The following is a 24,521-nucleotide window of genomic DNA, read 5'->3' as shown; positions in this document are numbered from 1 at the left end:
AGCAGGCCGGTCGGAGCCGGGCACGCATCGTGCCCGGCTCCCTACGTTCGGGTGGCACACCCCCTCGGATGCAAGGGGCGCGTGCTGCTTGGCGTAATCTCGAAGACTGGAGCCCGCCGATCTCGGGACCTCGATCCACACCTTGGGGTTGCACAGCAGATGACTGCCATCTCACTCGGAATGCCGGCCGTGCCGACGAAGCTTGCCGACCGCAGGGTCAGCCGCAAGATCCAGGTCGGTTCCGTGGCCGTCGGTGGCGACGCGCCCATCTCGGTGCAGTCGATGACCACCACCCGCACGTCCGACATCGGGGCCACGCTCCAGCAGATCGCCGAGCTGACCGCCTCCGGTTGCAACATCGTCCGCGTGGCCTGCCCGACGCAGGACGACGCCGACGCCCTCGCCGTCATCGCGAAGAAGTCGCAGATCCCGGTCATCGCGGACATCCACTTCCAGCCCAAGTACGTGTTCGCCGCCATCGACGCCGGCTGCGCCGCCGTCCGCGTGAACCCGGGCAACATCAAGCAGTTCGACGACAAGGTCAAGGAGATCGCGCGCGCCGCCAAGGACGCGGGCACCCCGATCCGGATCGGCGTCAACGCGGGCTCCCTGGACGCCCGACTGCTGAAGAAGTACGGCAAGGCCACCCCCGAGGCGCTCGTCGAGTCCGCGCTGTGGGAGGCCTCCCTCTTCGAGGAGCACGGCTTCAGCGACATCAAGATCTCGGTCAAGCACAACGACCCGGTCGTCATGGTCAACGCCTACCGCCAGCTCGCCGCCGCCTGCGACTACCCGCTCCACCTCGGCGTCACCGAGGCCGGCCCCGCCTTCCAGGGCACCATCAAGTCCGCCGTCGCCTTCGGCGCGCTCCTCTCCGAGGGCATCGGCGACACCATCCGCGTCTCCCTCTCCGCCCCGCCGGTCGAGGAGATCAAGGTCGGCATCCAGATCCTGGAGTCCCTGAACCTCAAGCCCCGCCGGCTGGAGATCGTTTCCTGCCCCTCCTGCGGTCGCGCCCAGGTCGACGTCTACAAGCTGGCCGAGGAGGTCACGGCGGGCCTGGAGGGGATGGAGGTCCCGCTGCGCGTCGCCGTCATGGGCTGCGTCGTCAACGGCCCCGGCGAGGCCCGCGAGGCCGACCTCGGCGTCGCCTCCGGCAACGGCAAGGGCCAGATCTTCGTCAAGGGCGAGGTCATCAAGACCGTCCCCGAGTCGAAGATCGTCGAGACGCTCATCGAAGAGGCGATGAAGATCGCCGAGCAGATGGAGAAGGACGGCATCCCCTCCGGCGAGCCCACCGTGGCCATCGGCGTGTAGCTCCCGCAGCTCCGGCCCCGGCCCCGTTCCCGCAGCTCGGGGCCGGGGCCGGGGCTCTTTCGTGACCGTGGGAGGCGGCATCCCGAGGCCCCGCCGGGTACAGTGCGGAGATCAGCAGACTTGCATGGTGAGGCCCCAGTGTTGACGCAGACCACCACCAGGGTCCTTGAGCCCAGTGATCTCGACGCCGCCCTCGAAGTCCTCGGGCGCGCGCCGGTCGAGAACGCCTTCGTCGCCTCCCGGGTCCAGGTCGCCGGCCTCGACCCCTGGCGGCTCGGCGGCGAGATGTGGGGCTGGTACACCGACGGCCGGCTGCGCTCCCTGTGCTACGCCGGCGCCAACCTGGTGCCCGTCTGCGCCGAACCCGACGCCGTCCGCGCCTTCGCCGAGCGCGCCCGCCGCACCGGCCGCCGCTGCTCCTCCATCGTCGGCCCCGCCGAAGCCACCCGGCTGCTGTGGCAACTCCTCGAACCCAGCTGGGGCCCCGCCCGCGACGTCCGCCCCCGCCAACCCCTGATGGTCATGGAACAGCCCTCCACCACGGTCACCGCCGATCCGCGCGTCCGCCGGGTCCGCAAGGACGAGATGGACCTGATCATGCCCGCCTGCGTCGCCATGTTCACCGAGGAGGTCGGCATCTCCCCGATGGCCGGGGACGGCGGACTCCTCTACCAGGCCCGCGTCGCCGAACTCGTCGGCACCGGCCGCTCCTTCGCCCGCATCGACGACGGCAAGGTCGTCTTCAAGGCCGAGATCGGCGCCGCCACCGCCCGCGCCTGCCAGATCCAGGGCGTGTGGGTCGACCCCGACCACCGGGGCCGCGGCCACTCCGAAGCCGGCATGGCGGCCGTCGTCGCCTACGCCCTGCGCGACGTCGCGCCCGTCGTCAGCCTCTACGTCAACGACTTCAACACCGCCGCGCGCGCCGCCTACCGCCGGGTCGGCTTCCGCGAGACCGGCGCGTTCATGAGCGTCCTGTTCTGACCCCGCCGGCGCCGCCCCGGCCGTGGCCGCTTCCGCCGCCCGAGCCGTACCGCACCGGCCCCACCCCGAAGTAAGGTCGCCGCATGCTGCCTACCCCCGGGGGCGACGACCCCGCACGGCCCGCCGGACTCCGCATCGGCCCCCTCGACCTCACCGAACGCGTGGACGAGGCCCTGCGCGTGCAGGCCGTGGCCTTCGGGCTCAGCGAGGAGGAGGTCGGCATCCGGCGCTACATCGTCCAGCGCCACATGACCAGCCGCGGCGCCCGCGCGCTCGGCGCCTTCACCGACGACGGCGCCCTCGCCGCCTTCGTCTACGGCATGCCCAACGACCGCGGCCACTGGTGGTCCACGATCGTCGAACCGTACCTGCGCGCCGGCGGCGCCGACGGCTGGCTCGACGACGCCTTCGTCATCACCGAACTGCACGTCCACCCCGGCTTCCAGGGCCGCGGCGTCGGCCGCGGCCTCATCACCCGGATCACCGACAGCGCCGAGGAACCCCGCTCGATCCTCTCCGCCATCGACACCGACAGCCCGGCCCGCGGCCTCTACGCCGCCCTCGGCTACCGGGACCTCGCCCGCCGCGTCCAGTTCCCGAGCGCGAGCCTCCCGTACGCCGTCATGGGCGCGCCCCTGCCGCTGCTGCGGCCCGACCCCCGGCCCTGAAACGGGTTGTCGGAGTTCCCGCCGGCCCCGGTAGCCTCCGAACATGTCCACCCCACACGTGCAGCGCATGTCCCGCCTCATGGCCAAGACCCTCCGCGAGGACCCGGCGGACGCCGAGACCCTCAGCCACCGACTCCTGGTCCGCGCCGGCTACGTACGGCGCAGCTCCGCGGGCGTCTGGACCTGGCTGCCGCTCGGCAAGCGGGTCCTGGACAACGTCACGCGCGTCGTCCGCGAGGAGATGGACGCCATCGGCGCCCAGGAGGTGCTGCTCCCCGCGCTGCTGCCGAAGGAACCGTACGAGGTCAGCGGCCGCTGGACGGAGTACGGCGACCTGCTGTTCCGGCTCAAGGACCGCAAGGGCGCCGACTACCTGCTCGGCCCCACCCACGAGGAAATCTTCACCCTCGTCGTGAAGGACCAGTGCACCTCCTACAAGGACCTGCCGGTCATGCTCTACCAGATCCAGACGAAGTACCGCGACGAGGCCCGCCCCCGCTCCGGGGTGCTGCGCGGACGCGAGTTCCAGATGAAGGACTCGTACTCCTTCGACGTCTCCGACGAGGGCCTCGCCGAGTCCTACCGGCTCCACCGCGAGGCGTACGTACGGATCTTCCGGCGGCTCGGGCTCGACCACCGCATCGTGTCGGCGGTGTCGGGAGCCATGGGCGGCTCGGCGTCCGAGGAGTTCCTCGCGCCCGCCGGCGCCGGCGAGGACACCTTCGTCGACTGCCCCTCCTGCGACTACGCGGCCAACACCGAGGCCGTCACCTTCGCCCTCACCGCGGCCGGGGGCGAGCACGGACCCGTCGAGGAACTGGACACCCCCGACACCCCGACCATCGAGTCCCTGGCGGCCTTCCTCGACGTCCCCGCGTCGGCGACCCTGAAGAACCTTCTGGTCAAGGTCGACGGAGAGATCGTGGCCGTCGGCGTCCCCGGCGACCGCGAGGTCGATCTCGGCAAGCTCGGCGAGCACCTGGCGCCCGCCGTCGTGGAACTCGTGACCGCCGAGGACTTCGCCGACCGCCCCGACCTGGTACGCGGCTACGTGGGCCCGCAGGGCCTGGAGAAGGTCCGCTACCTCGCCGACCCCCGCGTGGCGCCCGGCACGTCCTGGGTGACCGGCGCCAACCGGGCGGGCACCCACGCCCGGAACGTGGTCTGCGGCCGCGACTTCGAGGTGGACCGGTACCTCGACGTGGTCGTCGTCGAACCGGGCGACCCCTGCCCCGCCTGCGGCGCCGGCCTGCGGCTGGACCGGGCGATCGAGATCGGGCACATCTTCCAGCTCGGCCGCAAGTACGCGGACGCCTTCGGCCTCGACGTGCTCGGCCGCGAGGGCAAGCCCGTCCGGGTCACCATGGGCTCCTACGGCATCGGGGTCTCCCGCGCCGTCGCCGCCCTCGCGGAGCAGACCGCGGACGACCGCGGCCTGTGCTGGCCCGCCGAGGTGGCCCCGGCCGACGTGCACGTCGTCGCCGCGGGCAAGGCCGTCCCGCTCGCCCTGGCGGAACGTGCGGCCGGCGAACTGGCCGCGGCCGGCCGCCGGGTGCTGCTCGACGACCGGCCCGGACTGTCCCCCGGTGTGAAGCTCACCGACGCCGAACTGATCGGAGTCCCCCACATCCTGGTGGCGGGCCGCCGCTCGGCCGACGGCGTCGTCGAACTCCAGGACCGCGCCACCGGCACCCGCGAGGAACTCCCCCTGGAGGAGGCCCTGACCCGCCTCACGAACGGCTAGGCCGTCCCTTGGGGGCCCCGGTCGCCCGTTCCGTCGGCGTCCTGCGGCCCGGCCTCCACCCGCGGTGGAGCCGGCGGCGGTGGCGGGGGCTGGGCGGCCGGCGCGGCGCGTTCCAGGAAGCGCAGGAGCTCCACGGGGAACGGCAGCACCAGCGTGGAGTTCTTCTCCGCGGCGACCGCGACCACCGTCTGGAGCAGCCGCAACTGGAGGGCCGCCGGCTGCTCCGACATCACCGCCGCCGCCTCCGCCAGCTTCTTCGACGCCTGCAGCTCCGCGTCCGCGTTGATCACCCGGGCGCGACGCTCGCGGTCCGCCTCCGCCTGACGCGCCATCGACCGCTTCATCGTCTCCGGCAGCGACACGTCCTTGATCTCCACCCGGTCGATCTGCACGCCCCACCCGACGGCCGGGCTGTCGATCATCAGCTCCAGCCCCTGGTTCAGCTGCTCACGGTTCGACAGCAGGTCGTCCAGGTCCGATTTGCCGATGATCGACCGCAGGGAGGTCTGCGCCATCTGGGAGACCGCGAACCGGTAGTCCTCCACCTCCACGATCGCGTCGGCCGCGTTCACGACCTTGAAGTAGACGACCGCGTCCACCCGCACCGTGACGTTGTCCCGGGTGATGCCCTCCTGGGCCGGCACCGGCATCGTCACGATCTGCATGTTCACCTTGCGGAGCCGGTCGACCCCCGGCACCACCAGCGTGAACCCGGGCCCGCGAACGCCCCGGCGCAACCGACCGAAGCGGAACACCACGCCCCGCTCGTACTGCTTCACCACCCGGGCGGCGGTCACCGCGTACGCGACCACCCCGACACCCGCGGCGATCGCCGCAGTCAGCAGTTCCTCGACCATGACGGCCCCCTGCCGGACATACACCTTTACCTACGGTATGCCCTACAACCAGGCCGCGAACTCCAGCAACAGCTCCGCGTCCCGCCGCCGCCCGGCGGCCAGCGCCCGGTGACCGGACTCCACCGCCCGGAACACCGTCCAGCCCCGCAGCCGCTCGCGGTCCACCTCCAACGAATCCGCCAGCTTGTTCACCCGCCGGCGGGCCCCGGAGGCCCCCGTCGAGGAGGCGACCTGGTCCTCCAACCGGTCCCGGACCAGCCGGGCCAGGTCGTACGCCCGCTCGCCAACCAGCGGATCCGGACCCACCGTCAGCCACGGCGCCCGCTCCCCGGCCAGCACCTTGCCCTGCCGGAACGCGCCGTGCAGCAGGAGCTCCTCGGCCGGCGCGGCCGTCAGCTCCTCCCGTGCCGCCACCGCCGCGTCCGCGAGCGCCCGCAACTCCGGCGGCGCCGCGCGCAGGGCCTCGCACTGCGGGGCCGTGCGCTCGGCCACCGTCTCGAAGCGGTGCTCCGGCGGCGGCTCCACCCACAGCCGGCGCAGCGTGCCGCAGGCCTCCAGCAGCGCCTTCGCCTCGGGCAGCGACCGCAGCGACACCTCGGGGTGGAGCCGCTCCAGGAGCAGCCCGCCGTCGTCCTCGTGGTGGCGCGAGTCGAGGACCCGTACGGCTCCGAAGCCGCCCCAGTGCGCCAGCGCGGCGAGCTCCCGCTCCGGCCGGGCGGCCGGCGGGGCCAGCTTCAGGGCCGCCGGGGTGCCGTCGGCGTAGTGGACGAGGAGCACCAGACTGCTGCGGCCGCCGGGGGCCTGGACCCGCTGGGCCGACACGCCCCGCCGGGAGAGCGCCTCGTCGGCGAGCCGGGGCAACCGCTCCAGCCAGTCCGTGTCCTGAGCCGTCCCGGGCGTCTCGCCGAGCGCCCGTACAAGCCGCTGCGGCGGTTCGAAAGCCATGCGTGCGTGATCCCTTTCAGCCATACCGGGCCCCGTCGCGCCTCCTCAGCGCTTTTCCGTGAGCCCAGGGAAGGCTACGCCGACACCGCGCCACCGCGCCGCGCGGACGGCCGAGGCGCTCAGCGCGTCGGCGGCCTCGCGGCGCAACCGGCCGTCCGCCGCCCGCACCAGGTCCGAGTACGCGCCCGCCACCCGGTCCTCGATCTCGGCGGCCAGCCGCTCGGCGTCCGCCGGCGCGCGCAGCTCGAAGGGCAGGGCGTACGCCGCCTCCGACGGCCGGGGCGAGCCGCCCAGCTCCCGCACCGTGCGGGTCAGGGAATCCCGGCGGGCGAGGTGCTCGCCGTACGCCTCGCGGGCCTCGGCGGCCCGGGCGGCCGAGGCGCGGGCGCCGATCACCCCGTAGGCGTACGCCGCCGAGTGCTCGGCGGCCAGCGCGGCCTGGGCCGCCGCCAGCGGACGGCCGGCGGGGGAGGGTTCGGGCTTCACGAAGCGGCTCCCGGGGTGGGGGTGGCGGTCAGCAGGTAGGTGTGGACGGCCCCGCACGCGGCCACCGAGGCCAACAGTCGGGCCACCTCACCGGGCGCGCCGGCCAGCGACGCCGTGCGGGCCTCGGACAGGTCCCGTTCGGCGTCCGCCAGCGCGGCCAGGGCGTCGACCTCCTTCGGCGGGACCGGGTCGGGGCGCGCCGAGGGCGTTCCCGCGGGGGCGGCGGAGGCGCCGGCGGACAGCGGCTCGGTCGTGGCCGACGGCGTACGGCCGGCCGGGCCCGGCAGGGCCAGGGCCGCGACGTGCGCCGCGACGGCCGTCCGCATCGGCGCGAGGCGGGCGGCGAGGGCCGGATGGGCGGCGGCGGTGGCGTCGTAACGTTCCAGCAGCCGCTCGCTGTCCCGAACGGCGCCCTCCCGGATGCGCCGTTCGAGCGGCACGCCGGTATCGGCGTCCGACGGGTCGCCCCCGCCGGAACACCCGGGGAGCAGCGCGGCCCCGGCCGCGCCGGCGGCTCCGACGAGCAGGCGCCTTCGCGAGGGCCTCAAGGGCAGGGTCCAGGGCACGGGCGTCGTCCTCGGGGTGATGGCGGGACAGGGTGTGATCACGGTACCCGGGGGTCGCGTCCGCAGCGCGGACGGCAACACCCCTCGCGACCGGATACCCTTTGACCTGACACGCGACGGAAAACCACAACAGCACACGCGGCCGAGGAGTCACCCGGATGAGCACCACCCAGAGCGACAGGCTGCGCGGACTGCTGGAGCCGCTCGTCGCCGCCAAGGGCCTGGACCTCGAAGAGATCGAGCTGTCCAAGGCGGGCAAGCGCCGGATGCTGCGGGTCATCGTGGATTCCGACGAGGGTGTGGAACTCGACGCCTGTGCCGAGCTGAGTCGTGAGGTGTCCGACGCGCTCGACGCCTCCGACGCGATGGGCGAGGACGAGTACGTCCTCGAAGTCAGCTCCCCGGGTGCGGACCGCCCGCTCACCGAGCACCGTCACTACGTTCGGGCGACCGGCCGTCTCGTCAAGTTTCAGCTGACCGCCGACGGTGAAAAGGGTGCCGGGGAACTGATCGCCCGCATCCTCGACGTCGACGACGAGGGCATGGACCTCGAAGTTCCGGGTGTGAAGGGCCGCAAGGCGACCACCCGCCGCATCGCGTTCGCCGACATCGCCAGGGCGCGTGTCGAAATCGAGTTCAACCGCAAGGACAAGAAGGAAGAGGAGGCGTAGCCGTGGACATCGACATGAGTGCCCTGCGGGGTCTGGTCCGCGAGAAGGAGATCTCGTTCGACCTGCTCGTCGAAGCGATCGAGTCGGCCCTCCTCATCGCGTACCACCGCACCGAGGGCAGCTTCCGCCGCGCCCGCGTGGTGCTCGACCGCACCAACGGTCACGTGGTCGTGTGGGCGACGGAGGACCCGAGGGACCTCGAAGAGGGCCAGGAGCCCAAGGAGTTCGACGACACGCCGTCGGACTTCGGGCGCATCGCCGCGACGACCGCCAAGCAGGTGATCCTCCAGCGTCTGCGCGACGCCGAGGACGACCTGACCTTCGGCGAGTTCGCCGGCCGCGAGGGCGACGTCATCACCGGCGTCGTCCAGCAGGGCAAGGACCCCAAGAACGTCCTCGTCGACATCGGCAAGCTGGAAGCCATCCTGCCGGTGCAGGAGCAGGTGCCCGGCGAGGAGTACACGCACGGCCTGCGCCTGAAGGCGTACGTCGTGCGGGTGGCGAAGGGTGTCCGCGGTCCGTCCGTGACCCTGTCGCGCACCCACCCCAACCTGGTGAAGAAGCTCTTCTCCCTGGAGGTCCCGGAGATCGCCGACGGCAGCGTCGAGATCTCCGCGATCGCCCGTGAGGCCGGTCACCGCACCAAGATCGCCGTCCGGTCGACCCGCTCCGGCCTGAACCCCAAGGGCGCCTGCATCGGCCCGATGGGCAGCCGTGTGCGCAACGTCATGGCCGAGCTGCACGGCGAGAAGATCGACATCGTCGACTGGTCGGACGACCCGGCGGAGATGGTCGCGAACGCGCTGTCACCCGCCCGGGTGAGCGCGGTCGACGTCGTGGACTGGGACACCCGGTCCGCGCGCGTCACCGTGCCGGACTACCAGCTGTCGCTGGCCATCGGCAAGGAGGGCCAGAACGCCCGCCTCGCCGCGCGCCTCACCGGCTGGCGCATCGACATCCGCCCGGACACCGAGCCGGCCGCCGACGGGGACGACCGCGGGCGCGGCTCGGACCGTGACGGCGGGCGCGGCTCGGACCGTGACGGCGGGCGCGACGGCCGCGACCAGGGACGCGGCCGGGAATAAACCGGTACCGGTCGGGGGTTCCCCGCCGGTAGACAGGGGACTCCGAAACCTCGGAGTCCCCTGAGAAACAACACGATATCCGTTCGATTTTTCACCTGAAGGGGTGAGGTCGCTACGGGGAGGTAGACTTAGGCGTGTCTGGCCGGACGCAAGCCCGCGCATGCCCCGAACGAACCTGTGTGGGGTGTCGGGAGCGAGCGGCCAAGAGCGATCTGCTGCGCATCGTGGCGATCGGTGACCAATGCGTCGCCGATCCACGCGGTACGCTGCCCGGCCGGGGTGCCTACGTGCACCCCGCCGTGGTCTGTCTCGACCAGGCGGTCCGCCGCCGGGCGTTCCCCCGGGCCCTCCGGTCCGCCGGAGCGCTCGACACGGCGGAACTGCGTACGGCTTTGGCCGTACCGGCCGAGGCGACACCGTAAGAGCAAGAAGAACGGCACGGGTAACCCGTGCGGTCAGGTACCTCGCGAGTTGGAAGTAGGTCGAGATTGCGATGAGCACCACTCGATGAGTACGCGATGAGTACGCCCATGAAGTAGCGACGGTCCGGCGTAACCCGGACCTAAAAGGAGCGAAGTGGCTAAGGTCCGGGTATACGAACTCGCAAAGGAGTTCGGAGTTGAGAGCAAGGTCGTCATGGCCAAGCTCCAGGAACTCGGTGAGTTCGTCCGTTCGGCGTCCTCGACGATCGAGGCGCCGGTTGTACGCAAGTTGACCGACGCACTGCAGGGGCCCGGCGGCAACGCCGGCAAGTCCGCTGCGAAGCCGGGTGCGCCCCGCAGCGCCGCACCCGCCAAGCCCGGGGCTCCCGCCCCGGCGCGTCCCGCTGCCCCCAAGCCCGGCGCACCGGCCCCCAAGCCGGTCGTCGCCGAGGCTCCGGTCGCCCCCGCGGCGCCCGCCCCGGTGACTCCGGCCGCCTCCGGCCCGCGTCCCGGCCCGAAGGCTCCGGCCGCCCCGAAGCCCGCTCCGGCGGCGCCCGTGGCGACCGAGTTCTCCGCGCCCCCGGCGGCTCCGGCCGCCGCCCCGGCGCGCACCGAGCGTCCCGCCGCCGCTCCCGGCCCCCGTCCGGCGCAGCAGCGTCCGGCCCAGGGTCAGGGTGGCCAGGCCGGCGCCCGTCCCGGCGCCCCGCGTCCGGCCGGCAACGCCCCCGGTGGTCAGGGACAGCGTCCCGCCGCCGGTGGTGCCCAGTCCCCGCGCCCCCAGGGCGCCCGTCCGGCCGGTCCCCGTCCGGGCAACAACCCCTTCACCTCCGGTGGCTCGACCGGCATGGCGCGCCCGCAGGCGCCCCGTCCGGCCGGCGCCCCGCGTCCCGGTGCCCCCGGCGCCGGTGGCGGTCAGGGTGCTCCCCGTCCGCAGGGCGGCCCCGGTGGCGCCCCGCGTCCGCAGGGTGGTCCCGGCGGCGCTCGTCCGACCCCGGGCGGCATGCCGCGTCCGCAGGGCGGCGCACGTCCCGGTGGCCCCGGCGGTGCTCCCGGTGGTAACCGTCCCAACCCGGGCATGATGCCGCAGCGTCCCGCTGCCGGTGGTCCCGGTCCCCGTCCCGGCGGCGGCCCCGGTGGCCGTGGTCCCGGTGCGGGCGGTGCCCGTCCCGGTGGTGCCGGTCGTCCCGCGGGCGGCGGCTTCGCCGGTCGTCCGGCCGGTCCGGGCTCGCGTCCGGGTGGCGGCGGCTTCGGCGGCCCGCGTCCGGGTGGCGGCGGCTTCGGCGGCGGCCCGGCCGGTGCCGGTGGCGGCGGTCGTCCCGGCTTCGCCGGGCGTCCCGGTGGTCCCAATGCCCGTGGTGGCACGCAGGGTGCCTTCGGCCGTCCCGGTGGTCCCGCGCGTCGTGGACGCAAGTCCAAGCGTCAGAGGCGCCAGGAGTACGAGGCTATGCAGGCCCCGTCCGTCGGCGGCGTGATGCTGCCGCGCGGTGGCGGCGAGACCGTGCGCCTGTCGCGCGGTGCCTCCCTCACCGACTTCGCGGAGAAGATCAACGCCAACCCGGCGTCGCTCGTCGCCGTGATGATGAACCTCGGCGAGATGGTCACCGCCACGCAGTCCGTCTCCGACGAGACCCTCGAAATGCTGGCCGGCGAGATGAACTACGTCGTTCAGATCGTCAGCCCGGAGGAAGAGGACCGCGAGCTCCTCGAGGGCTTCGACATCGAGTTCGGCGAGGACGAGGGCGGCGAGGAATACCTCATGCCGCGTCCGCCGGTCGTCACCGTCATGGGTCACGTCGACCACGGTAAGACCCGCCTCCTCGACGCCATCCGCAAGACGAACGTCGTCGCGGGCGAAGCCGGTGGCATCACCCAGCACATCGGTGCCTACCAGGTGGGCACCGAGGTCAACGGTGAAGAGCGCAAGATCACCTTCATCGACACCCCCGGTCACGAGGCGTTCACCGCCATGCGTGCCCGTGGTGCCAAGTCGACCGACATCGCGATCCTCGTGGTCGCGGCCAACGACGGCGTCATGCCGCAGACGATCGAGGCGCTCAACCACGCCAAGGCCGCCGGCGTCCCGATCGTCGTCGCGGTCAACAAGATCGACGTCGAGGGTGCCGACCCGGTCAAGGTGCGCGGTCAGCTCACCGAGTTCGGTCTGGTCGCCGAGGAGTACGGCGGCGACACGATGTTCGTCGACATCTCCGCCAAGCAGGGTCTGCACATCGACTCCCTGCTGGAGGCCGTCGTCCTCACCGCCGACGCCTCGCTCGACCTGCGCGCCAACCCGGAGCAGGACGCGCAGGGTATTGCGATCGAGTCCCACCTCGACCGCGGCCGCGGTGCCGTCGCCACCGTCCTCGTCCAGCGCGGTACCCTCCGCGTCGGCGACACGATGGTCGTGGGCGACGCCTACGGCCGAGTGCGCGCCATGCTCGACGACAAGGGCAACAACGTCGAGGAAGCGGGTCCCTCGACCCCCGTCCTGGTCCTGGGTCTCACCAACGTCCCCGGCGCCGGCGACAACTTCCTCGTCGTCGACGAGGACCGCACCGCCCGTCAGATCGCCGAGAAGCGTGCTGCGCGTGAGCGCAACGCCAACTTCGCCAAGCGCGTCCGCCGGGTGTCCCTGGAAGACCTCGACTCGGTCCTCAAGGCCGGTCTGGTCCAGGAACTCAACCTCATCATCAAGGGCGACGCGTCCGGTGCGGTCGAGGCCCTCGAGTCCTCGCTGCTCCAGCTCGACGTCGGCGAAGAGGTCGACATCCGCGTCCTGCACCGCGGTGTGGGTGCGGTCACCGAGTCCGACATCTCGCTGGCGATGGGCTCCGACGCCATCGTCATCGGTTACAACGTCCGTGCGGCCGGTCGCGCCGCGCAGATGGCGGACCGCGAGGGTGTCGACGTCCGCTACTACTCGGTGATCTACCAGGCCATCGAGGAGATCGAGGCGGCCCTCAAGGGTCTGCTCAAGCCGGAGTACGAAGAGGTCGAGCTCGGTACGGCGGAGGTCCGCGAGATCTTCCGCTCGTCCAAGCTGGGCAACATCGCGGGTGTTCTCATCCGCTCCGGCGAGGTCAAGCGCAACACGAAGGCGCGGCTCCTGCGCGACGGCAAGGTCGTCGCCGAGAACCTCACCATCTCGGGTCTGCGCCGCTTCAAGGACGACGTCACCGAGATCCGCGAAGGCTTCGAGGGTGGTATCAACCTCGGTTCCTTCAACGACATCAAGATCGACGACGTCATCGCGACGTACGAGATGCGCGAGAAGCCCCGCGCGTAAGCGCGAGGCACATCGCACACGCTCGTAGCTCGTAGCACCGGGGCCGGTCGGCGGAATATCCGTCGATCGGCCCCGGCCGTTGCGTGTACGGTTCTGATGACCCAGCCGGGCGTGCGGTGATCCTGCCGTGCCACGGCCGGGTGAACCGCCGGGCGAGGCCCGGCGGCACCTGTCGGACGACGGCCCGGCAGGCCATCGAACCCGAACCGGCGGGACATCCGGAACTGCATGTACGTGGGGACTCTGTCCTTCGATCTGCTCCTCGGCGACGTCCACTCGCTGAAGGAGAAACGCTCCGTCGTACGGCCCATCGTCGCCGAGCTCCAACGCAAGTTCTCCGTGAGCGCGGCCGAGGTCGGCGACCAGGACCTGCACCGCAGGGCCCGTATCGGGGTGGCCCTGGTGAGCGGCGACGTGGGATTCGTGTCGGACGTACTGGACCGCTGCGAGCGGCTGGTCGCGGCGCGCCCCGAGGTGGAGCTGCTGTCGGTACGACGGCGTCTCCACGGTGATGAAGACTGAATTCATAGCTTGTCTGCACGACAGAAGAAGGAGACGGACCAGTGGCCGACAATGCGCGGGCGAAGAAGCTGGCGGACCTCATCCGGGAGGTGGTGGCCGAGAAGCTGCTGCGCGGCGTCAAGGACCCCCGCCTCGGTACGCACGTGACCATCACGGACACCAGGGTCACCGGCGACCTGCGGGAGGCCACGGTCTTCTACACGGTCTACGGTGACGACGAGGACCGGGCCAGTGCGGCAGCGGGACTGGAGAGCGCCAAGGGCGTGCTGCGTTCCGCGGTCGGCCGGGCGGCGGGGACCAAGTTCACGCCCACCCTGACCTTCGTGGCGGACGCCCTCCCCGAGAACGCGAAGACCATCGAGGACCTCCTCGACAAGGCGCGCTCCTCCGACGCCCAGGTGCGCGAGGTGTCCTCCGGCGCCCAGTACGCCGGCGAAGCCGACCCGTACAAGAAGCCGGGCGACGAGGACGACGAGGACGCAGCCGCGGAATGAGCACCGAAGCAGGACAGAAGACGCCGGACGGCCTGGTCATCGTCGACAAGCCGTCCGGCTTCACTTCGCACGACGTGGTCGCCAAGATGCGCGGGATCGCCAAGACCCGCCGCGTCGGCCACGCGGGCACCCTCGACCCGATGGCGACGGGCGTCCTCGTCCTCGGTGTCGAGAAGGCGACCAAGCTCCTCGGTCACCTCGCGCTGACGGAGAAGGAGTACCTCGGGACGATCCGTCTCGGGCAGGACACCCTCACGGACGACGCCGAGGGCGAGATCATCTCGTCCACCGATGCCTCCGCCGTCACCCGCGAGGGCGTGGACGCGGGCATCGCCAAGCTGAGCGGCGAGATCATGCAGGTCCCGTCGAAGGTCAGCGCGATCAAGATCAAGGGCGTGCGCTCGTACAAGCGCGCCCGCGACGGTGAGGACTTCGAGATCCCGGCCCGCCCGGTGACCATCTCGTCGTTCCACGTGTACGACATGCGGGAGGCGGAGGCCGAGGACGGCACGAAGGTCGTCGACCTGGTCGTCTCCGTCGTCTGCTCCAGCGGTACGTACATCCGGGCGCTCGCCCGTGACCTCGGTGCGGACCTGGGCGTGGGTGGACACCTGACGGCGCTGCGGCGCACGCGGGTCGGCCCGTACAAGCTCGACAAGGCCCGCACCCTGGACCAGCTCCAGGAGGAGCTGACCGTCATGCCGATCGGCGAGGCCGCGGCCGCCGCGTTCCCGCGCTGGGACCTGGACTCCCGCCGGGCGTCGCTGCTCGGCAACGGGGTGCGGATCGAGATGCCGGACGAGTACCGGGACGGCCGCACGGTCGCCGTGTACGGGCCGCAGGGCCAGCTGCTCGGGCTCGTGGAGAGCAAGGGCGGCAAGGCGAAGTCGCTGGCGGTCTTCGTCTGACGGATCGTGTGCCGGTGGTCTCGGCCGGGGTCGTGTGGACTTGGCCGGGCCGGATCGGGCCGGAGCGGGCCGGATGGGGTTGGGTGTTGACGTGGAGCGGTGAGCGCACGAGGTCTGCTGCTCACCGCTCCACGACCCCCCTCGGGTAAGTCTCTATCCACCCGGAGCCCCTTGTTCACCCGTCCGAGCAGGCGCTCGGAGTGAATGGAGGGAGCGTATGGGGGCGCGTTCGCCCTGCGTTCTTTTGGTGCTGATCTTCACTTGCCTACCGTCATGAGCACGGAGCTCGCGGCGGGGGAGTGGTGCGGCGATGACGGACGAGGTCACGGCGGGCGTGGGGGCGGCGTTCGGCGCCGCCGCGAGGAGCCCGGTTCCCCCGGTTCCCCCGGGGACGGCGCGGGGTGGGGCACCCGGGGGGGTGTCGGGGGTCGAGGGGCTCGTCAGGATCTGTGATCCGGGCGGGCGGCCGCTCGGTACGGGGTTCCTGGCCGACGATCGCGGCACGGTGATCACCAGCCACGAGGCCGTCGACGGACCGGGCCGGATCGTGGTGCACGCACCCGGCGGGCGGACCTGGCTCGCGGAACCGGCCGACGTGACGCCGCTGCCCGAGGTGGCGTTGGCCCTGGTGCGGACCGATGGCCTCGGGCTACGGCCGCTGCCGGTGGCGATGCGGGAGGAGCTTCCCGTGGGGACGTACGTACGGCTCCTCGCCCGGGGCTGGCGACAGGCGCGGGTGCTCGGGGCGGGTGCGGGGGTCACGTACAGCGCGGCGGGGTGGTCCCGCGTGCTGCCCGTCACGGTCGAGCTCGCGATCGGCACCGCCGGTCGGGACGCCCTCGGACCGGGCGGTGGGGCCGGCGGGGGGCCGGTCCTGGACGCGGCGACGGGAGCGGTGCTCGCGGTACTGGGCACCGCTCTGGAAGCGGAGCACCGCTCCGGGGTGTTCGCCCTGCCGTTGCGGGCCGCCGCCGCAGCCGCTCCCGGCGGTCCCCTCGCGCTCCTGCTGGAACGTAACTCCGAGACCGTTCCCGGGTACGGAGCCGACTTGAACCTCGCGGGCGCCCTGGCGCTGTCGGCGGCCACCGTCGGCGCGGCCTTCCCGGTCGGGCCGACGCCGGCCGCCCCGGGGCCCGAACCCGAACCCGAGCCGGTGGCCCGGCCCGTGCTCGCCGCCGCGCTGGCGGCCTTCACCGTAGGGGACCGGTGCGTCCTCGGCCTGGTCGGAAACCCCGGTACCGGGCGCACCACGGCACTCGCCACCCTGACCACCGCACGGGCGCGCGGCCCCCGCCCCGCCCCGACCGTGTGGCTCCGGGGCGCGGACCTGCGCGCCGACGACGGCTCCTTGGCCGACGCGATCTCCCGAGTCCTGGGCGGCGCCCGGGGGTTGGCCGGGGTGGCGGCGGGTCCCGGGTCGGGACCCGGGCCAGGACCCGGGTTCGGATTCGACGCGGGGGCGCGGGCTTGGGCGGAGGCCGCCGGTTGGGGTGCGGGGACGGAGACCTGGGTCGGGCCGGAGGTGGGGGTCGGGGTCGGGTCGGGGGCTTGGGCGGATCCACGGGTGGCGGTGGGGCCGGGGGCGGGGTGGGACGCCACGGAGGGTGGCTGGGCCGGGCCGGACGCCGGGGTGGGTGCGGCGGCGGGTACGGCAGGTGCACCGGGGGCGGAAGCGGGACCGGCGCCGGGAACGAGTACGGCGACGGGCTCGGGGACGCGGGTCGGGGCGGGTGCGTGGGCGGGGCTGGATGCCTGGTCGGGACGCAGGTCAGGGGTGTCGGCCGGGTTCGGGGCCGGGGAATTTCCCGAGGGTGCCGGGTCGGGGGCGGTGTGGAAGTCCGGATTCGGCGTAGCGGTGGGGGGAACCGGGGTTCGGACGGACAGCGGGTCCGTGGCGGCTGCGCGGGGCGGTGCTACCGGTGCGGGTGAGGCGGGTGGCGTGGACCGGCCGGGAGGTGCGGGGCAGGGGGGAGGGCTTGACGGTCCGGCGGGTTGCGCAGGCGAGAGCTTCCCGGCCACCGTCCCGACGGCCAGGACCGGCGGGGCCACCCCGATCAACCGCCCCATCGTGGCGCACGGACGCCCGAAGGAAGGGGCCTCACCGCCCGCTGAGGCCCCTTCCTTCGCCGGGGCCCCTTCACCCCCCGGAGCCTCCTCGCCCCCCGGAGCCTCCTCAGCGCCCGAACCCCGCCCACGCGCCGGAGCCCGACCCGCCACCGCCTTCGGCGGGGAGGGCGTGGCCGCGAGCGTGGCCCGGGTGGCGGCACGGGCCGGGCGGCCGCTGCTGGTGGTGCTGGACACGCCCGAGGAGATGCCGCCGCAGCTCTCACACCGCCTCGCGGCCTGGACCGGAGCCACCGCCACCTGGCTGCGTGCGACCGGCGTCCGACTCGTCGTGGCCACCCGGCCCGAGTATTGGGAGCGGGCCGGCGCCCTGTACCCGGCCGGGGCGCTGCACACCCCGGCCCGCCCGGTCCGGCGACTGCCGGCCGCGCTTGCCGTCGGCGACCTGGAGCCGGACGAGGCCGAGTGCGCCCGCGCCCGCTACGGGATCCCCGCCGACGGCGTTCAGGAGGCCGATGCGCGGCACCCGCTCACCCTGTGCCTGCTCGCCGCGATCCGTGCCGCCGGAGTGAGCGCCGGGTGCCCCGGCCGGGACGAGGTGTTCGCCGCGCACCTGGACCTGGTGGCCCTGCGGGTGGCGGTCCGCGTCGCCACCTCGGGCGCGTTCCCGCCGTCGGGCGGCCCCCCGGGCGCCCCGCTCGCGTCCGGGGCTCCCCGTACCGGTTCGGCCGACCCTGCCGGGGACCACCCCATCGCCCCCGTCGGGGCCCGTGGTGCTTCGGCTCCGTCCGGACCGGCGGGCGCCGCCCGGGCCGTCGACCGGGCGGGAACCGCCGGCCCGGGCGTCCACGGCTCGGGCTCCGACGTCGCCGAGAACTCGGGGCCCGGGGTGCGGCGGCTCGCGGCGCGGGTGGCCGGGCGGGTGCACGAGGCGGCCCGGCGGTGCGTGGGGCAGGGGCGGCTGGACCGGGCCGACTTCGACGAGCTGTTCCCCCGCCGCACCGGCTGGGCCCGCGCCGTCCTCGCCGAGGGGCTGTTCGTCCCGGCCGGCCCCGACGGCTACCGCTTCGCGCACGAGGAGCTGTCCGACTGGATCCAGGCCGGCCACCTCGACGTGCCGACCGCCCTGGACGCCCTGGTGCACTCGGGCCCCGCCGAGCCCGGCCCGCCGGTGCCCCGGCACCGGATCGGGCCCGTCCTGGAGGCGTTGCGCCGGCTGCCCGCGCCCGAGATCCGGGTCCGGCTGACCCGGCTGGTCGGCGCGCTCAACGCCTTCGCTGAGGAAACCCCGGACGTCGACCCCGAGCGGGTCTGGTGGGCCGGCCGGCTGCTGCGCGAGTCCTTGTTGCGCGCCGCCGACGCCACCGCGCACCTGCCCGTCCTGCACGCCCTCGCCGAGCACGTGGCGCGGGCCGGCTCCGAGGAGTTCGGCGGCTGGTTCTGGAACCGGCTCCGGCTGCCCGAGTCCGACCGGCTCGACCTGCTCCGCCGTCTGTTGCCCGCCGACCACCGCTACCTCGACGCCGCCGCACGCCGCCTCCTGTCGGCCCCGCGGCAGGTCCAGCCCCTGCTCTGCGCCTGGTTCACCGACGAACGCCGGCTACGCGACCGTCCGGGAGCCACCGTCGCCACCGCGGCCCAGGCCCTCCTGCACACCCACCGGGGCGCCGCCGTCGACGACCTCGCGGAGGCCCTGGTGAGCGCGGCGCACCCGCGCGCCGACGAGCTGCTCGCCGCCCTCGCCGAGGACGAGCCCTCCGCCCTGTGCCGGGCCGTCGACCGCTGGGCCCACGACGAACGGCCCGGGCGCCGGGTCGCCGCCGCCGCGTACGGGCTCGCCACCGCCCCGCACGTGCGGACCCCGGCCGACAGGGAGCTGCTGCGCCGCGCCGCCCGGGCGCTGCTCGCCCGGCCCACCGACGGCGCCCTGCACGGAAGCGCCCTCGGGATCCTGCTCCGCGATCCCCGGGTCCGGGCCCGCTACCTCCCCGACGCCCTGGCCTGCTTCCGCGACCCCGGGTGCGGTACCCGGCTGCCGGCGTCCGCGCTGGTCGCGGCGCTGCCGGTGCTGCCCGACCCGGACGAGGTGTTCGCCGCGCTGCGCGTTCGGGCCGACGGGGAGGTGCTCCGCGCCCTCGCCGCGCTGACCACGCCCGGGCTGGCCCGCCGCGCGGGTGACCTCGTACGGGACCACCTGACGTGCCGGCCCGAGGACGCCCCGCACGCCGCCGCCTTCGTGGACCGGCGGCTGGAGCAGGGGCCGGCGGCGGCGTCCTTGGTGCGGCCCCTCGTACTGGACCTGCTGCGGACCGGGCCGGCGTCCGTACGGGCCGAGCTGGCGCGGGTGCTGGGGGCGCCCGGCTCGGCGCCCCCGTACGGGCTCCGGGGCGAGCTGGCCGACACGCTGCTGCGCGAGGAGGGCGATCCGGCGGTGTTGGGGGCCTTCCTCGAAGCCCTCGCCGCAGGCACCCGCGCCCGCGCCGAGGAACGCACCCGTGAGCTGCTCCGACGGGCCGGGCGGCAGCTGCTCAGGATTCCGGGCGGCCCCACCGTGTTCGAGCACCGCACGGTGGAGCTGGCCCGGACCGACCCGGCCTTCGGCGCGCTCGTCGCGCGCTGGCTCGCCCAGGCCGGGGCGGAGGCCGCCGCGCTGCTCGGACCGGGCGCGCGGCGCACGGTGGAGACGCTCAGCAGAAATGCCCCGGACATCACGTGAGGCGGCAGCGGGCCGACGCCGACGCCGATGCGGGGCCCCGGCCACCGGCATGGCAGTCTTAGACCTGCAATCGGCAATCGGTACAAGGACTACACGGGTTCGGGCGAGGAGCGGTCACAGTGCAGCGCTGGCGTGGCTTGGAGGACATCCCCCAGGACTGGGGACGCAGCGTCGTCACCATCGGCTCCTACGACGGTGTGCACCGGGGACATCAGCTGATCATCGGACGGGCCGTCGCGAGGGCCCGCGAGCTCGGCGTCCCGTCGGTCGTCGTCACGTTCAGCCCGCACCCGAGCGAGGTCGTACGGCCGGGCAGTCACCCGCCGATCCTGGCCTCGTACGACCGCCGGGCCGAACTGATGGCCGGCCTCGGGGTCGACGCGCTGTTGATCCTGCCGTTCACGGCGGAGTTCTCGCAGCTGTCCCCGGCCGACTTCATCGTCAAGGTGCTGGCCGACAAGCTGCACGCGAAGGCCGTCATCGAGGGCCCGAACTTCCGCTTCGGCCACCGGGCCGCCGGCAACGTCGACTTCCTGCGCGAGCTGGGCGCCACGTACGACTACGAGGTCGAGGTCGTGGACCTGGTCGTGCGCGGCGAGGCGGGCGGCGGCGTGCCGTTCTCGTCCACGCTGGCCCGCCGGTTGGTCTCCGAGGGCGACGTCGAGGGCGCCGGCGAGATCCTGGGCCGCCCGCACCGCGTCGAGGGCGTCGTCGTGCGCGGCGCGCAGCGCGGGCGCGAGCTGGGCTACCCGACGGCGAACGTCGAGACGCAGCCGCACACCGCGATCCCGGCCGACGGCGTGTACGCGGGCTGGCTGACGGCGGACGGCGAGCGGATGCCGGCGGCGATCTCGGTCGGTACGAACGTGCAGTTCGACGCCACCGAGCGGACCGTCGAGGCGTACGCGATCGACCGGATCGGCCTGGACCTGTACGGGATGCACGTCGGCGTGGACTTCCTCGCGTACGTGCGGGGCATGGCGAAGTTCGAGTCGCTGGACGGGCTGTTGGAGGCCATCGCGGACGATGTGAAGCGCTCCCGGGTGCTCACCGAGGCGTACGACGGCGAGCGCGCCGGGCGCTGAGCCCGCCCCACCCCGAACGTGCCGGAGGGCCCGTTCCGTCCCGGGTTGTCCGGGACGGAACGGGCCCTCCGTGCGTCTGCGTTCGCGTGTGCGTACGGGGACCTCAGCCGAGGCGCGGGTCGCGCGGGGGCTGACCGGGCTGCTGGGGCTGCTGCCAGGGTTGGCCGGGCTGCGGGTACGGCTGACCGTACGGCTGTTGCTGCGGCTGCTGGTACGGATCCGGCTGTTGGGGCGCCTGGGGCTGCTGGGGGTGCGGCGGCTGGGCGTGCTGTCCGTGCTGTCCGTGCTGGGGTGCGCCCCAGTGGGCCTGCGCCGCCTGCTGCTGCGCCCGGGTGAAGTCCTCGGCGACCAGCGCGGAGAGGGTGAAGTACGCCTCCCGGGTCTTGGGCCGCATCAGGTCGAGGTCCACCTCGGCGCCGGCCGCGAGGTGCTCGTCGAACGGCACCACGACGACGCCGCGGCAGCGGGTCTCGAAGTGCTGCACGATGTCCTCGACCTTGATCATCTTGGCGGTCTCGCGGACCCCGGAGATGACGGTGAGGGAGCGTGCGACGAGGTCGGCGTAGCCGTGCGCGGAGAGCCAGTCGAGGGTGGTGCTGGCGCTGCTCGCGCCGTCCACGGACGGGGTCGAGATGATGATCAGCTGATCGGCCAGGTCCAGGACGCCGCGCATGGCGGAGTAGAGGAGACCGGTGCCAGAGTCGGTGAGGATGATCGGGTACTGCCGGCCGACGGTCTCGATGACGCGGCGGTAGTCCTCGTCGTTGAAGGTCGTCGAGACGGCCGGGTCCACGTCGTTCGCGATGATCTCCAGGCCGGAGGGGGCCTGCGAGGTGAAGCGTCGGATGTCCATGTACGAGTGCAGGTACGGGATCGCCTGCACGAGGTCGCGGATCGTCGCCCCGGTCTCGCGGCGCACGCGGCGGCCGAGGGTGCCGGCGTCCGGGTTCGCGTCGATGGCCAGGATCTTGTCCTGCCGCTCGGTGGCGAGGGTGGCGCCGAGGGCGGTGGTGGTCGTGGTCTTGCCGACGCCGCCCTTGAGGCTGATGACGGCGATGCGGTAGCAGGACATCACCGGCGTGCGGATCAGCTCCAGCTTCCGCTGACGGTCCGCCTCCGCGGCCTTGCCGCCGAAGCGGAAGCCGGAACGGCCGGTCTTCGGCTTCTGCTTGGCGCGCAGCAGCCGGTCCGACGACAGCTCGACGGCCGCGGTGTAGCCGAGCGGCGCGCCGTGGCCCTGGCCGGGCTGCTGGTACGGAGCGGCGTGCTGCGGGTGCGGCTGCTGGGCCTGAGGGGGCACGGGCGGGAAGCCGTAGCCCTGCGGGGGCTGCGGCTGTGCTTGTGCCTGGCCCGGCGGGAACCCGTAACCCTGCGGCGGCTGTTGCTGACCGGCGGGCGGGAACCCGTAGCCCTGTGGTGCGCCGGGGGACTCGAACGGGGGCTGCGGGGCCGGCGGTTCGGCTGCGGGTCCCCCGAACGGGGCTTCTGCGGCGGAGTGTCGGCCCTCCGCAGGGGTGACGGGCTGCGCGTACGGGCCCTGTTCGGCGGGAGCGGTCGACCACCCGGCGCCGGGCGGCGTCGGAAGCCCCGGAACCGGCGCGGGGGGCGCGTCCGCGACGGGTGCTCCCGCCTCACCTGCGGCAGCCGCAGGCGGGTACGGGGCGTGCGGTGCGGTCGGCGCCTGCGCGGCGGGGTGACCGGGAGCTCCGGCCGGCGGGACCGGCTGCGCGTAGGGGGAAGGCGGAACCTCCGCGAACGGCGCCCCACCCGCCCCCGCAGCGTCGGGCGCCGCCTGCGCCCAGGGTGCGGCGGGAGCGGTGGCGACGGGGGCTCCGGCGTGGGGTGCGTCGGGGGGCGTGGCCGGGGCGGCGGCGGGGGTCTCGCTGCGGTGCGCCTCCGCGGCGGGTGCCGTCGGGTGGACGGGCGGGACCTCGGCGCGGGGCGCGGCGGGGTGGGCAGGCGGGGTGTCCGCGAGGGGGGCGTCGGTCCGGAGGGCTTCGGCAGGCGCGCCCGGGATCGGGTACCCCTGCGGGTCCTCGGCGACCGGGTCCCCGGGGCGCGGTGCGTCGACGGGCGCCTCGGTGGGCGTGGCCGGGTACGGGGGCGGGGCGTCCGCGATGCGGGTTTCGGCGCGAGGCGCGCCCGTGACGGGCGCGGCGGGGTATGCGGGCGGCGCCTCGGCGCGGTGTGCCTCGGGGCCGGGTGCGGCCGGGTACGGGGGCGGGGTGTCGGCGACTCGATCCTCGGCGCGCGGTGCGTCGAGGGGCGTGGCCGGGTACGGGGGCGGGGCGTCCGCGATGCGGGTTTCGGCGCGGGGGGCGTCGGCGAAGGGGGCGTTGGGGTACCCGGACGCTACGGGCGGCGCCTCCGTGACGGGGGCCTCGCCGCGGTGTGTCCCCGGGGCGGTTGCTGCCGGGTACGCGGGCGGGGCGTCCGTGACGGGGGCTTCGGCGTACGGCGCCGCTGTGATGGGCGGGGCGGGGTACGCGGGAGCTGCGGGCGGGGCGTCCACGACGCCCGCTTCGGCGCGCGGTGCCTCGTTGGGTGCGGTCGGGTACGCGGGCGGGGCGACGGGAGCCTCGGCGCGGGGCGCCTCCGCAGGGGGTGTTGCCGGGAACGCCGGTGCGGGCGCCGGGTGGGGCGCGGGCGGCGCGTCCTCGACGCGGGGCTCCGTACGGGGTGCCTCGGGTGTCGGGGGCGCGACCGGGAAACTCGGCACGGCCGGGGCTTCGGTAGGCGCCGGGGCGTGGAAGGAGGCCGGCGCCACCGGGACACCAGCGGGAACCGGGACGTCGGACGCGGCGGGGGCATGGGCGGTGTCCGCGAAGTTGCCCACACCGGGGATGTTCGCTGCGGCCGGGCGCTCGCCGGGCGCAGCGCCCCCACCCGTGACCGGACCTTCGCCCTCGACCGGAGCGTTCGCGCTGCCCGCGCTGCCCGCGCTGCCCGCGCTGCCCGCGCTGCCCGGCGGGAACGGCGCGACCTGCGGGTTCGGGATGCCCGGCGGGAACGGCGCGACCTGCGGGTTCGGGATGCCCGGCGGGAACGGCGGGACCGACGCGCCGGGCGGGTTCGGGATGCCCGGCGCGACCGGCGCGACCGCCGCGCCCGGCGCGGCCGGGGTGTGCGGCGGGGTCGGGGCGTGGGTCGGGGCCGCCGGGAACACCGGGGCCGTGAAGGGCGGCGGGATCTCGACCGGCGTCGGGTCGAACTCCACGGGCTGCGCGCCCGCCACGCCCGCCACGCCCGCCACGCCCGCCAGAGGCTCCCCGGGCTTCCCGGCCTCCGCACCCTTCACCCCGTCCCCCTCCTCCGGCGCCTGCGGCTGTCGGGGGATCGCCGACGGCGCGATCCGCATCGTCGGGGGTGACGCCACGTCCGACGGGCGGTGCGGTTCGAAGCCGCTGCCCTCGGGGAGGTCGGGGACGTCATGCGCGGGCGCGCCCTGGGTGTACCAGGCCGGCGGGGTGTAGTCGATGGTGAACTCGCCCGTTCCCTCGGGCTCCGCGTCGGACTGATCGTCCGTCGGGACGTCCCACGTCCCGCCGCGCCTCTCGTTCCGATCGCCGGTCACTGGTCCTCCTGGTCTGTCCAACACGGTCGGGGCGGCGCCCGACTCGACGCTCGACACTCGACGCCGCGCCCCGCACCCAGCCTAATCGCGGCCCGCCCGCGATATCCCGCGAGGTGGCGCCCCCGTA

At 74.1% G+C, this 24,521-nt stretch carries 18 protein-coding genes; 13 read left to right on the top strand and 5 right to left on the bottom strand.

Annotation, left to right across the window (positions count from 1 at the left end; genetic code table 11):
• Positions 1–159: 159 nt before the first annotated feature.
• The 4 genes from ispG to ACZ4XJ_RS18790 all read left to right on the top strand — a co-directional run bounded on the left by ispG (position 160) and on the right by ACZ4XJ_RS18790 (position 4,713).
• Complete coding sequence (ispG, locus tag ACZ4XJ_RS18805; protein WP_362875946.1) at positions 160–1,317, top strand: flavodoxin-dependent (E)-4-hydroxy-3-methylbut-2-enyl-diphosphate synthase; 1,158 nt, start codon at positions 160–162, stop codon at positions 1,315–1,317.
• 138 nt (positions 1,318–1,455) lie between these two features.
• Positions 1,456–2,301 (top strand): GNAT family N-acetyltransferase, encoded by an 846-nt coding sequence (locus ACZ4XJ_RS18800; protein WP_362875947.1) that lies wholly within the window; start codon positions 1,456–1,458, stop codon positions 2,299–2,301.
• Between the two features lie 83 nt (positions 2,302–2,384).
• Positions 2,385–2,969: a GNAT family N-acetyltransferase gene (locus ACZ4XJ_RS18795; RefSeq protein ID WP_468496779.1), complete on the top strand. Its 585-nt coding sequence runs from the start codon at positions 2,385–2,387 to the stop codon at positions 2,967–2,969.
• 43 nt (positions 2,970–3,012) lie between these two features.
• The gene (locus ACZ4XJ_RS18790) at positions 3,013–4,713 is read left to right on the top strand and encodes a proline--tRNA ligase (RefSeq protein ID WP_468496778.1); all 1,701 of its coding nucleotides are present in this window, start codon (positions 3,013–3,015) and stop codon (positions 4,711–4,713) included.
• Here the strand turns inward: ACZ4XJ_RS18790 and ACZ4XJ_RS18785 are convergent.
• Genes ACZ4XJ_RS18785 through ACZ4XJ_RS18770 form a run of 4 tightly spaced genes read right to left on the bottom strand, consistent with a single transcriptional unit; the run spans position 4,710 to position 7,567 of the window.
• Positions 4,710–5,570 carry a slipin family protein gene (locus tag ACZ4XJ_RS18785; protein ID WP_468496968.1) on the bottom strand — a complete coding sequence of 287 codons (861 nt, stop codon included), beginning with the start codon at positions 5,568–5,570 and terminating at the stop codon, positions 4,710–4,712. The two genes, ACZ4XJ_RS18790 and ACZ4XJ_RS18785, sit on opposite strands and share 4 nt — an antisense overlap.
• 42 nt (positions 5,571–5,612) lie before the next feature.
• Positions 5,613–6,515, bottom strand: a complete 903-nt coding sequence (locus tag ACZ4XJ_RS18780; RefSeq protein WP_468496777.1) for an aminoglycoside phosphotransferase family protein — start codon at positions 6,513–6,515, stop codon at positions 5,613–5,615.
• Between the two features lie 45 nt (positions 6,516–6,560).
• Positions 6,561–7,001, bottom strand: coding sequence for a ferritin-like domain-containing protein (locus ACZ4XJ_RS18775; RefSeq protein ID WP_362875951.1), 441 nt, complete (start codon positions 6,999–7,001; stop codon positions 6,561–6,563).
• Positions 6,998–7,567, bottom strand: coding sequence for a hypothetical protein (locus ACZ4XJ_RS18770; RefSeq protein WP_362875952.1), 570 nt, complete (start codon positions 7,565–7,567; stop codon positions 6,998–7,000). The genes ACZ4XJ_RS18775 and ACZ4XJ_RS18770 overlap by 4 nt, the downstream gene beginning before the upstream one ends.
• 158 nt (positions 7,568–7,725) lie before the next feature.
• On the opposite strand from ACZ4XJ_RS18770, the gene rimP reads away from it, so the two are divergent.
• The 9 genes from rimP (at position 7,726) to ACZ4XJ_RS18725 (ending at position 20,820) form a co-directional block, all read left to right on the top strand.
• Positions 7,726–8,238 (top strand): ribosome maturation factor RimP, encoded by a 513-nt coding sequence (rimP, locus tag ACZ4XJ_RS18765; RefSeq protein WP_362875953.1) that lies wholly within the window; start codon positions 7,726–7,728, stop codon positions 8,236–8,238.
• A 2-nt stretch (positions 8,239–8,240) separates the two neighbouring features.
• A complete protein-coding gene (nusA, locus tag ACZ4XJ_RS18760) occupies positions 8,241–9,323 on the top strand; it encodes a transcription termination factor NusA (RefSeq protein WP_468496776.1) in 1,083 nt (360 codons plus the stop codon).
• Between the two features lie 134 nt (positions 9,324–9,457).
• A complete protein-coding gene (locus tag ACZ4XJ_RS18755) occupies positions 9,458–9,745 on the top strand; it encodes a YlxR family protein (protein ID WP_281209765.1) in 288 nt (95 codons plus the stop codon).
• 154 nt (positions 9,746–9,899) lie between these two features.
• Complete coding sequence (gene infB, locus ACZ4XJ_RS18750; protein WP_362875955.1) at positions 9,900–13,031, top strand: translation initiation factor IF-2; 3,132 nt, start codon at positions 9,900–9,902, stop codon at positions 13,029–13,031.
• Between the two features lie 228 nt (positions 13,032–13,259).
• Positions 13,260–13,553 (top strand): DUF503 domain-containing protein, encoded by a 294-nt coding sequence (locus ACZ4XJ_RS18745; RefSeq protein ID WP_362875956.1) that lies wholly within the window; start codon positions 13,260–13,262, stop codon positions 13,551–13,553.
• Between the two features lie 41 nt (positions 13,554–13,594).
• Positions 13,595–14,047 (top strand): 30S ribosome-binding factor RbfA, encoded by a 453-nt coding sequence (gene rbfA, locus ACZ4XJ_RS18740; RefSeq protein ID WP_266842698.1) that lies wholly within the window; start codon positions 13,595–13,597, stop codon positions 14,045–14,047.
• The gene (truB, locus tag ACZ4XJ_RS18735) at positions 14,044–14,955 is read left to right on the top strand and encodes a tRNA pseudouridine(55) synthase TruB (protein ID WP_362875957.1); all 912 of its coding nucleotides are present in this window, start codon (positions 14,044–14,046) and stop codon (positions 14,953–14,955) included. The genes rbfA and truB overlap by 4 nt, the downstream gene beginning before the upstream one ends.
• A 505-nt stretch (positions 14,956–15,460) precedes the next feature.
• Entirely contained in the window at positions 15,461–19,735 is a 4,275-nt protein-coding gene (locus tag ACZ4XJ_RS18730; protein WP_468496775.1) for a hypothetical protein, read from the top strand.
• Positions 19,736–19,854: 119 nt separating this feature from the next.
• Entirely contained in the window at positions 19,855–20,820 is a 966-nt protein-coding gene (locus tag ACZ4XJ_RS18725; protein WP_468496774.1) for a bifunctional riboflavin kinase/FAD synthetase, read from the top strand.
• Positions 20,821–20,923: 103 nt separating this feature from the next.
• On the opposite strand, the gene ACZ4XJ_RS18720 is transcribed toward ACZ4XJ_RS18725, so the two are convergent.
• Positions 20,924–24,394: an SCO5717 family growth-regulating ATPase gene (locus ACZ4XJ_RS18720; RefSeq protein WP_468496773.1), complete on the bottom strand. Its 3,471-nt coding sequence runs from the start codon at positions 24,392–24,394 to the stop codon at positions 20,924–20,926.
• Positions 24,395–24,521: the final 127 nt, after the last annotated feature.

This window comes from Streptomyces sp. NPDC029836 (assembly GCF_055574495.1).
Note: the sequence above shows the minus strand (reverse complement) of the source record. Positions and strands in the feature narration are given on the sequence as shown.

Bases quoted from the DNA above. Each gene is read 5' to 3' on its own strand.
- ispG (WP_362875946.1), top strand. From the start codon at position 160: ATGACTGCCATCTCACTCGGAATGCCGGCCGTGCCGACGAAGCTTGCC.
- ACZ4XJ_RS18795 (WP_468496779.1), top strand. From the start codon at position 2,385: ATGCTGCCTACCCCCGGGGGCGACGACCCCGCACGGCCCGCCGGACTC.
- ACZ4XJ_RS18790 (WP_468496778.1), top strand. From the start codon at position 3,013: ATGTCCACCCCACACGTGCAGCGCATGTCCCGCCTCATGGCCAAGACC.
- ACZ4XJ_RS18785 (WP_468496968.1), bottom strand. From the start codon at position 5,570: ATGGTCGAGGAACTGCTGACTGCGGCGATCGCCGCGGGTGTCGGGGTG.
- ACZ4XJ_RS18780 (WP_468496777.1), bottom strand. From the start codon at position 6,515: ATGGCTTTCGAACCGCCGCAGCGGCTTGTACGGGCGCTCGGCGAGACG.
- rimP (WP_362875953.1), top strand. From the start codon at position 7,726: ATGAGCACCACCCAGAGCGACAGGCTGCGCGGACTGCTGGAGCCGCTC.
- ACZ4XJ_RS18745 (WP_362875956.1), top strand. From the start codon at position 13,260: ATGTACGTGGGGACTCTGTCCTTCGATCTGCTCCTCGGCGACGTCCAC.
- truB (WP_362875957.1), top strand. From the start codon at position 14,044: ATGAGCACCGAAGCAGGACAGAAGACGCCGGACGGCCTGGTCATCGTC.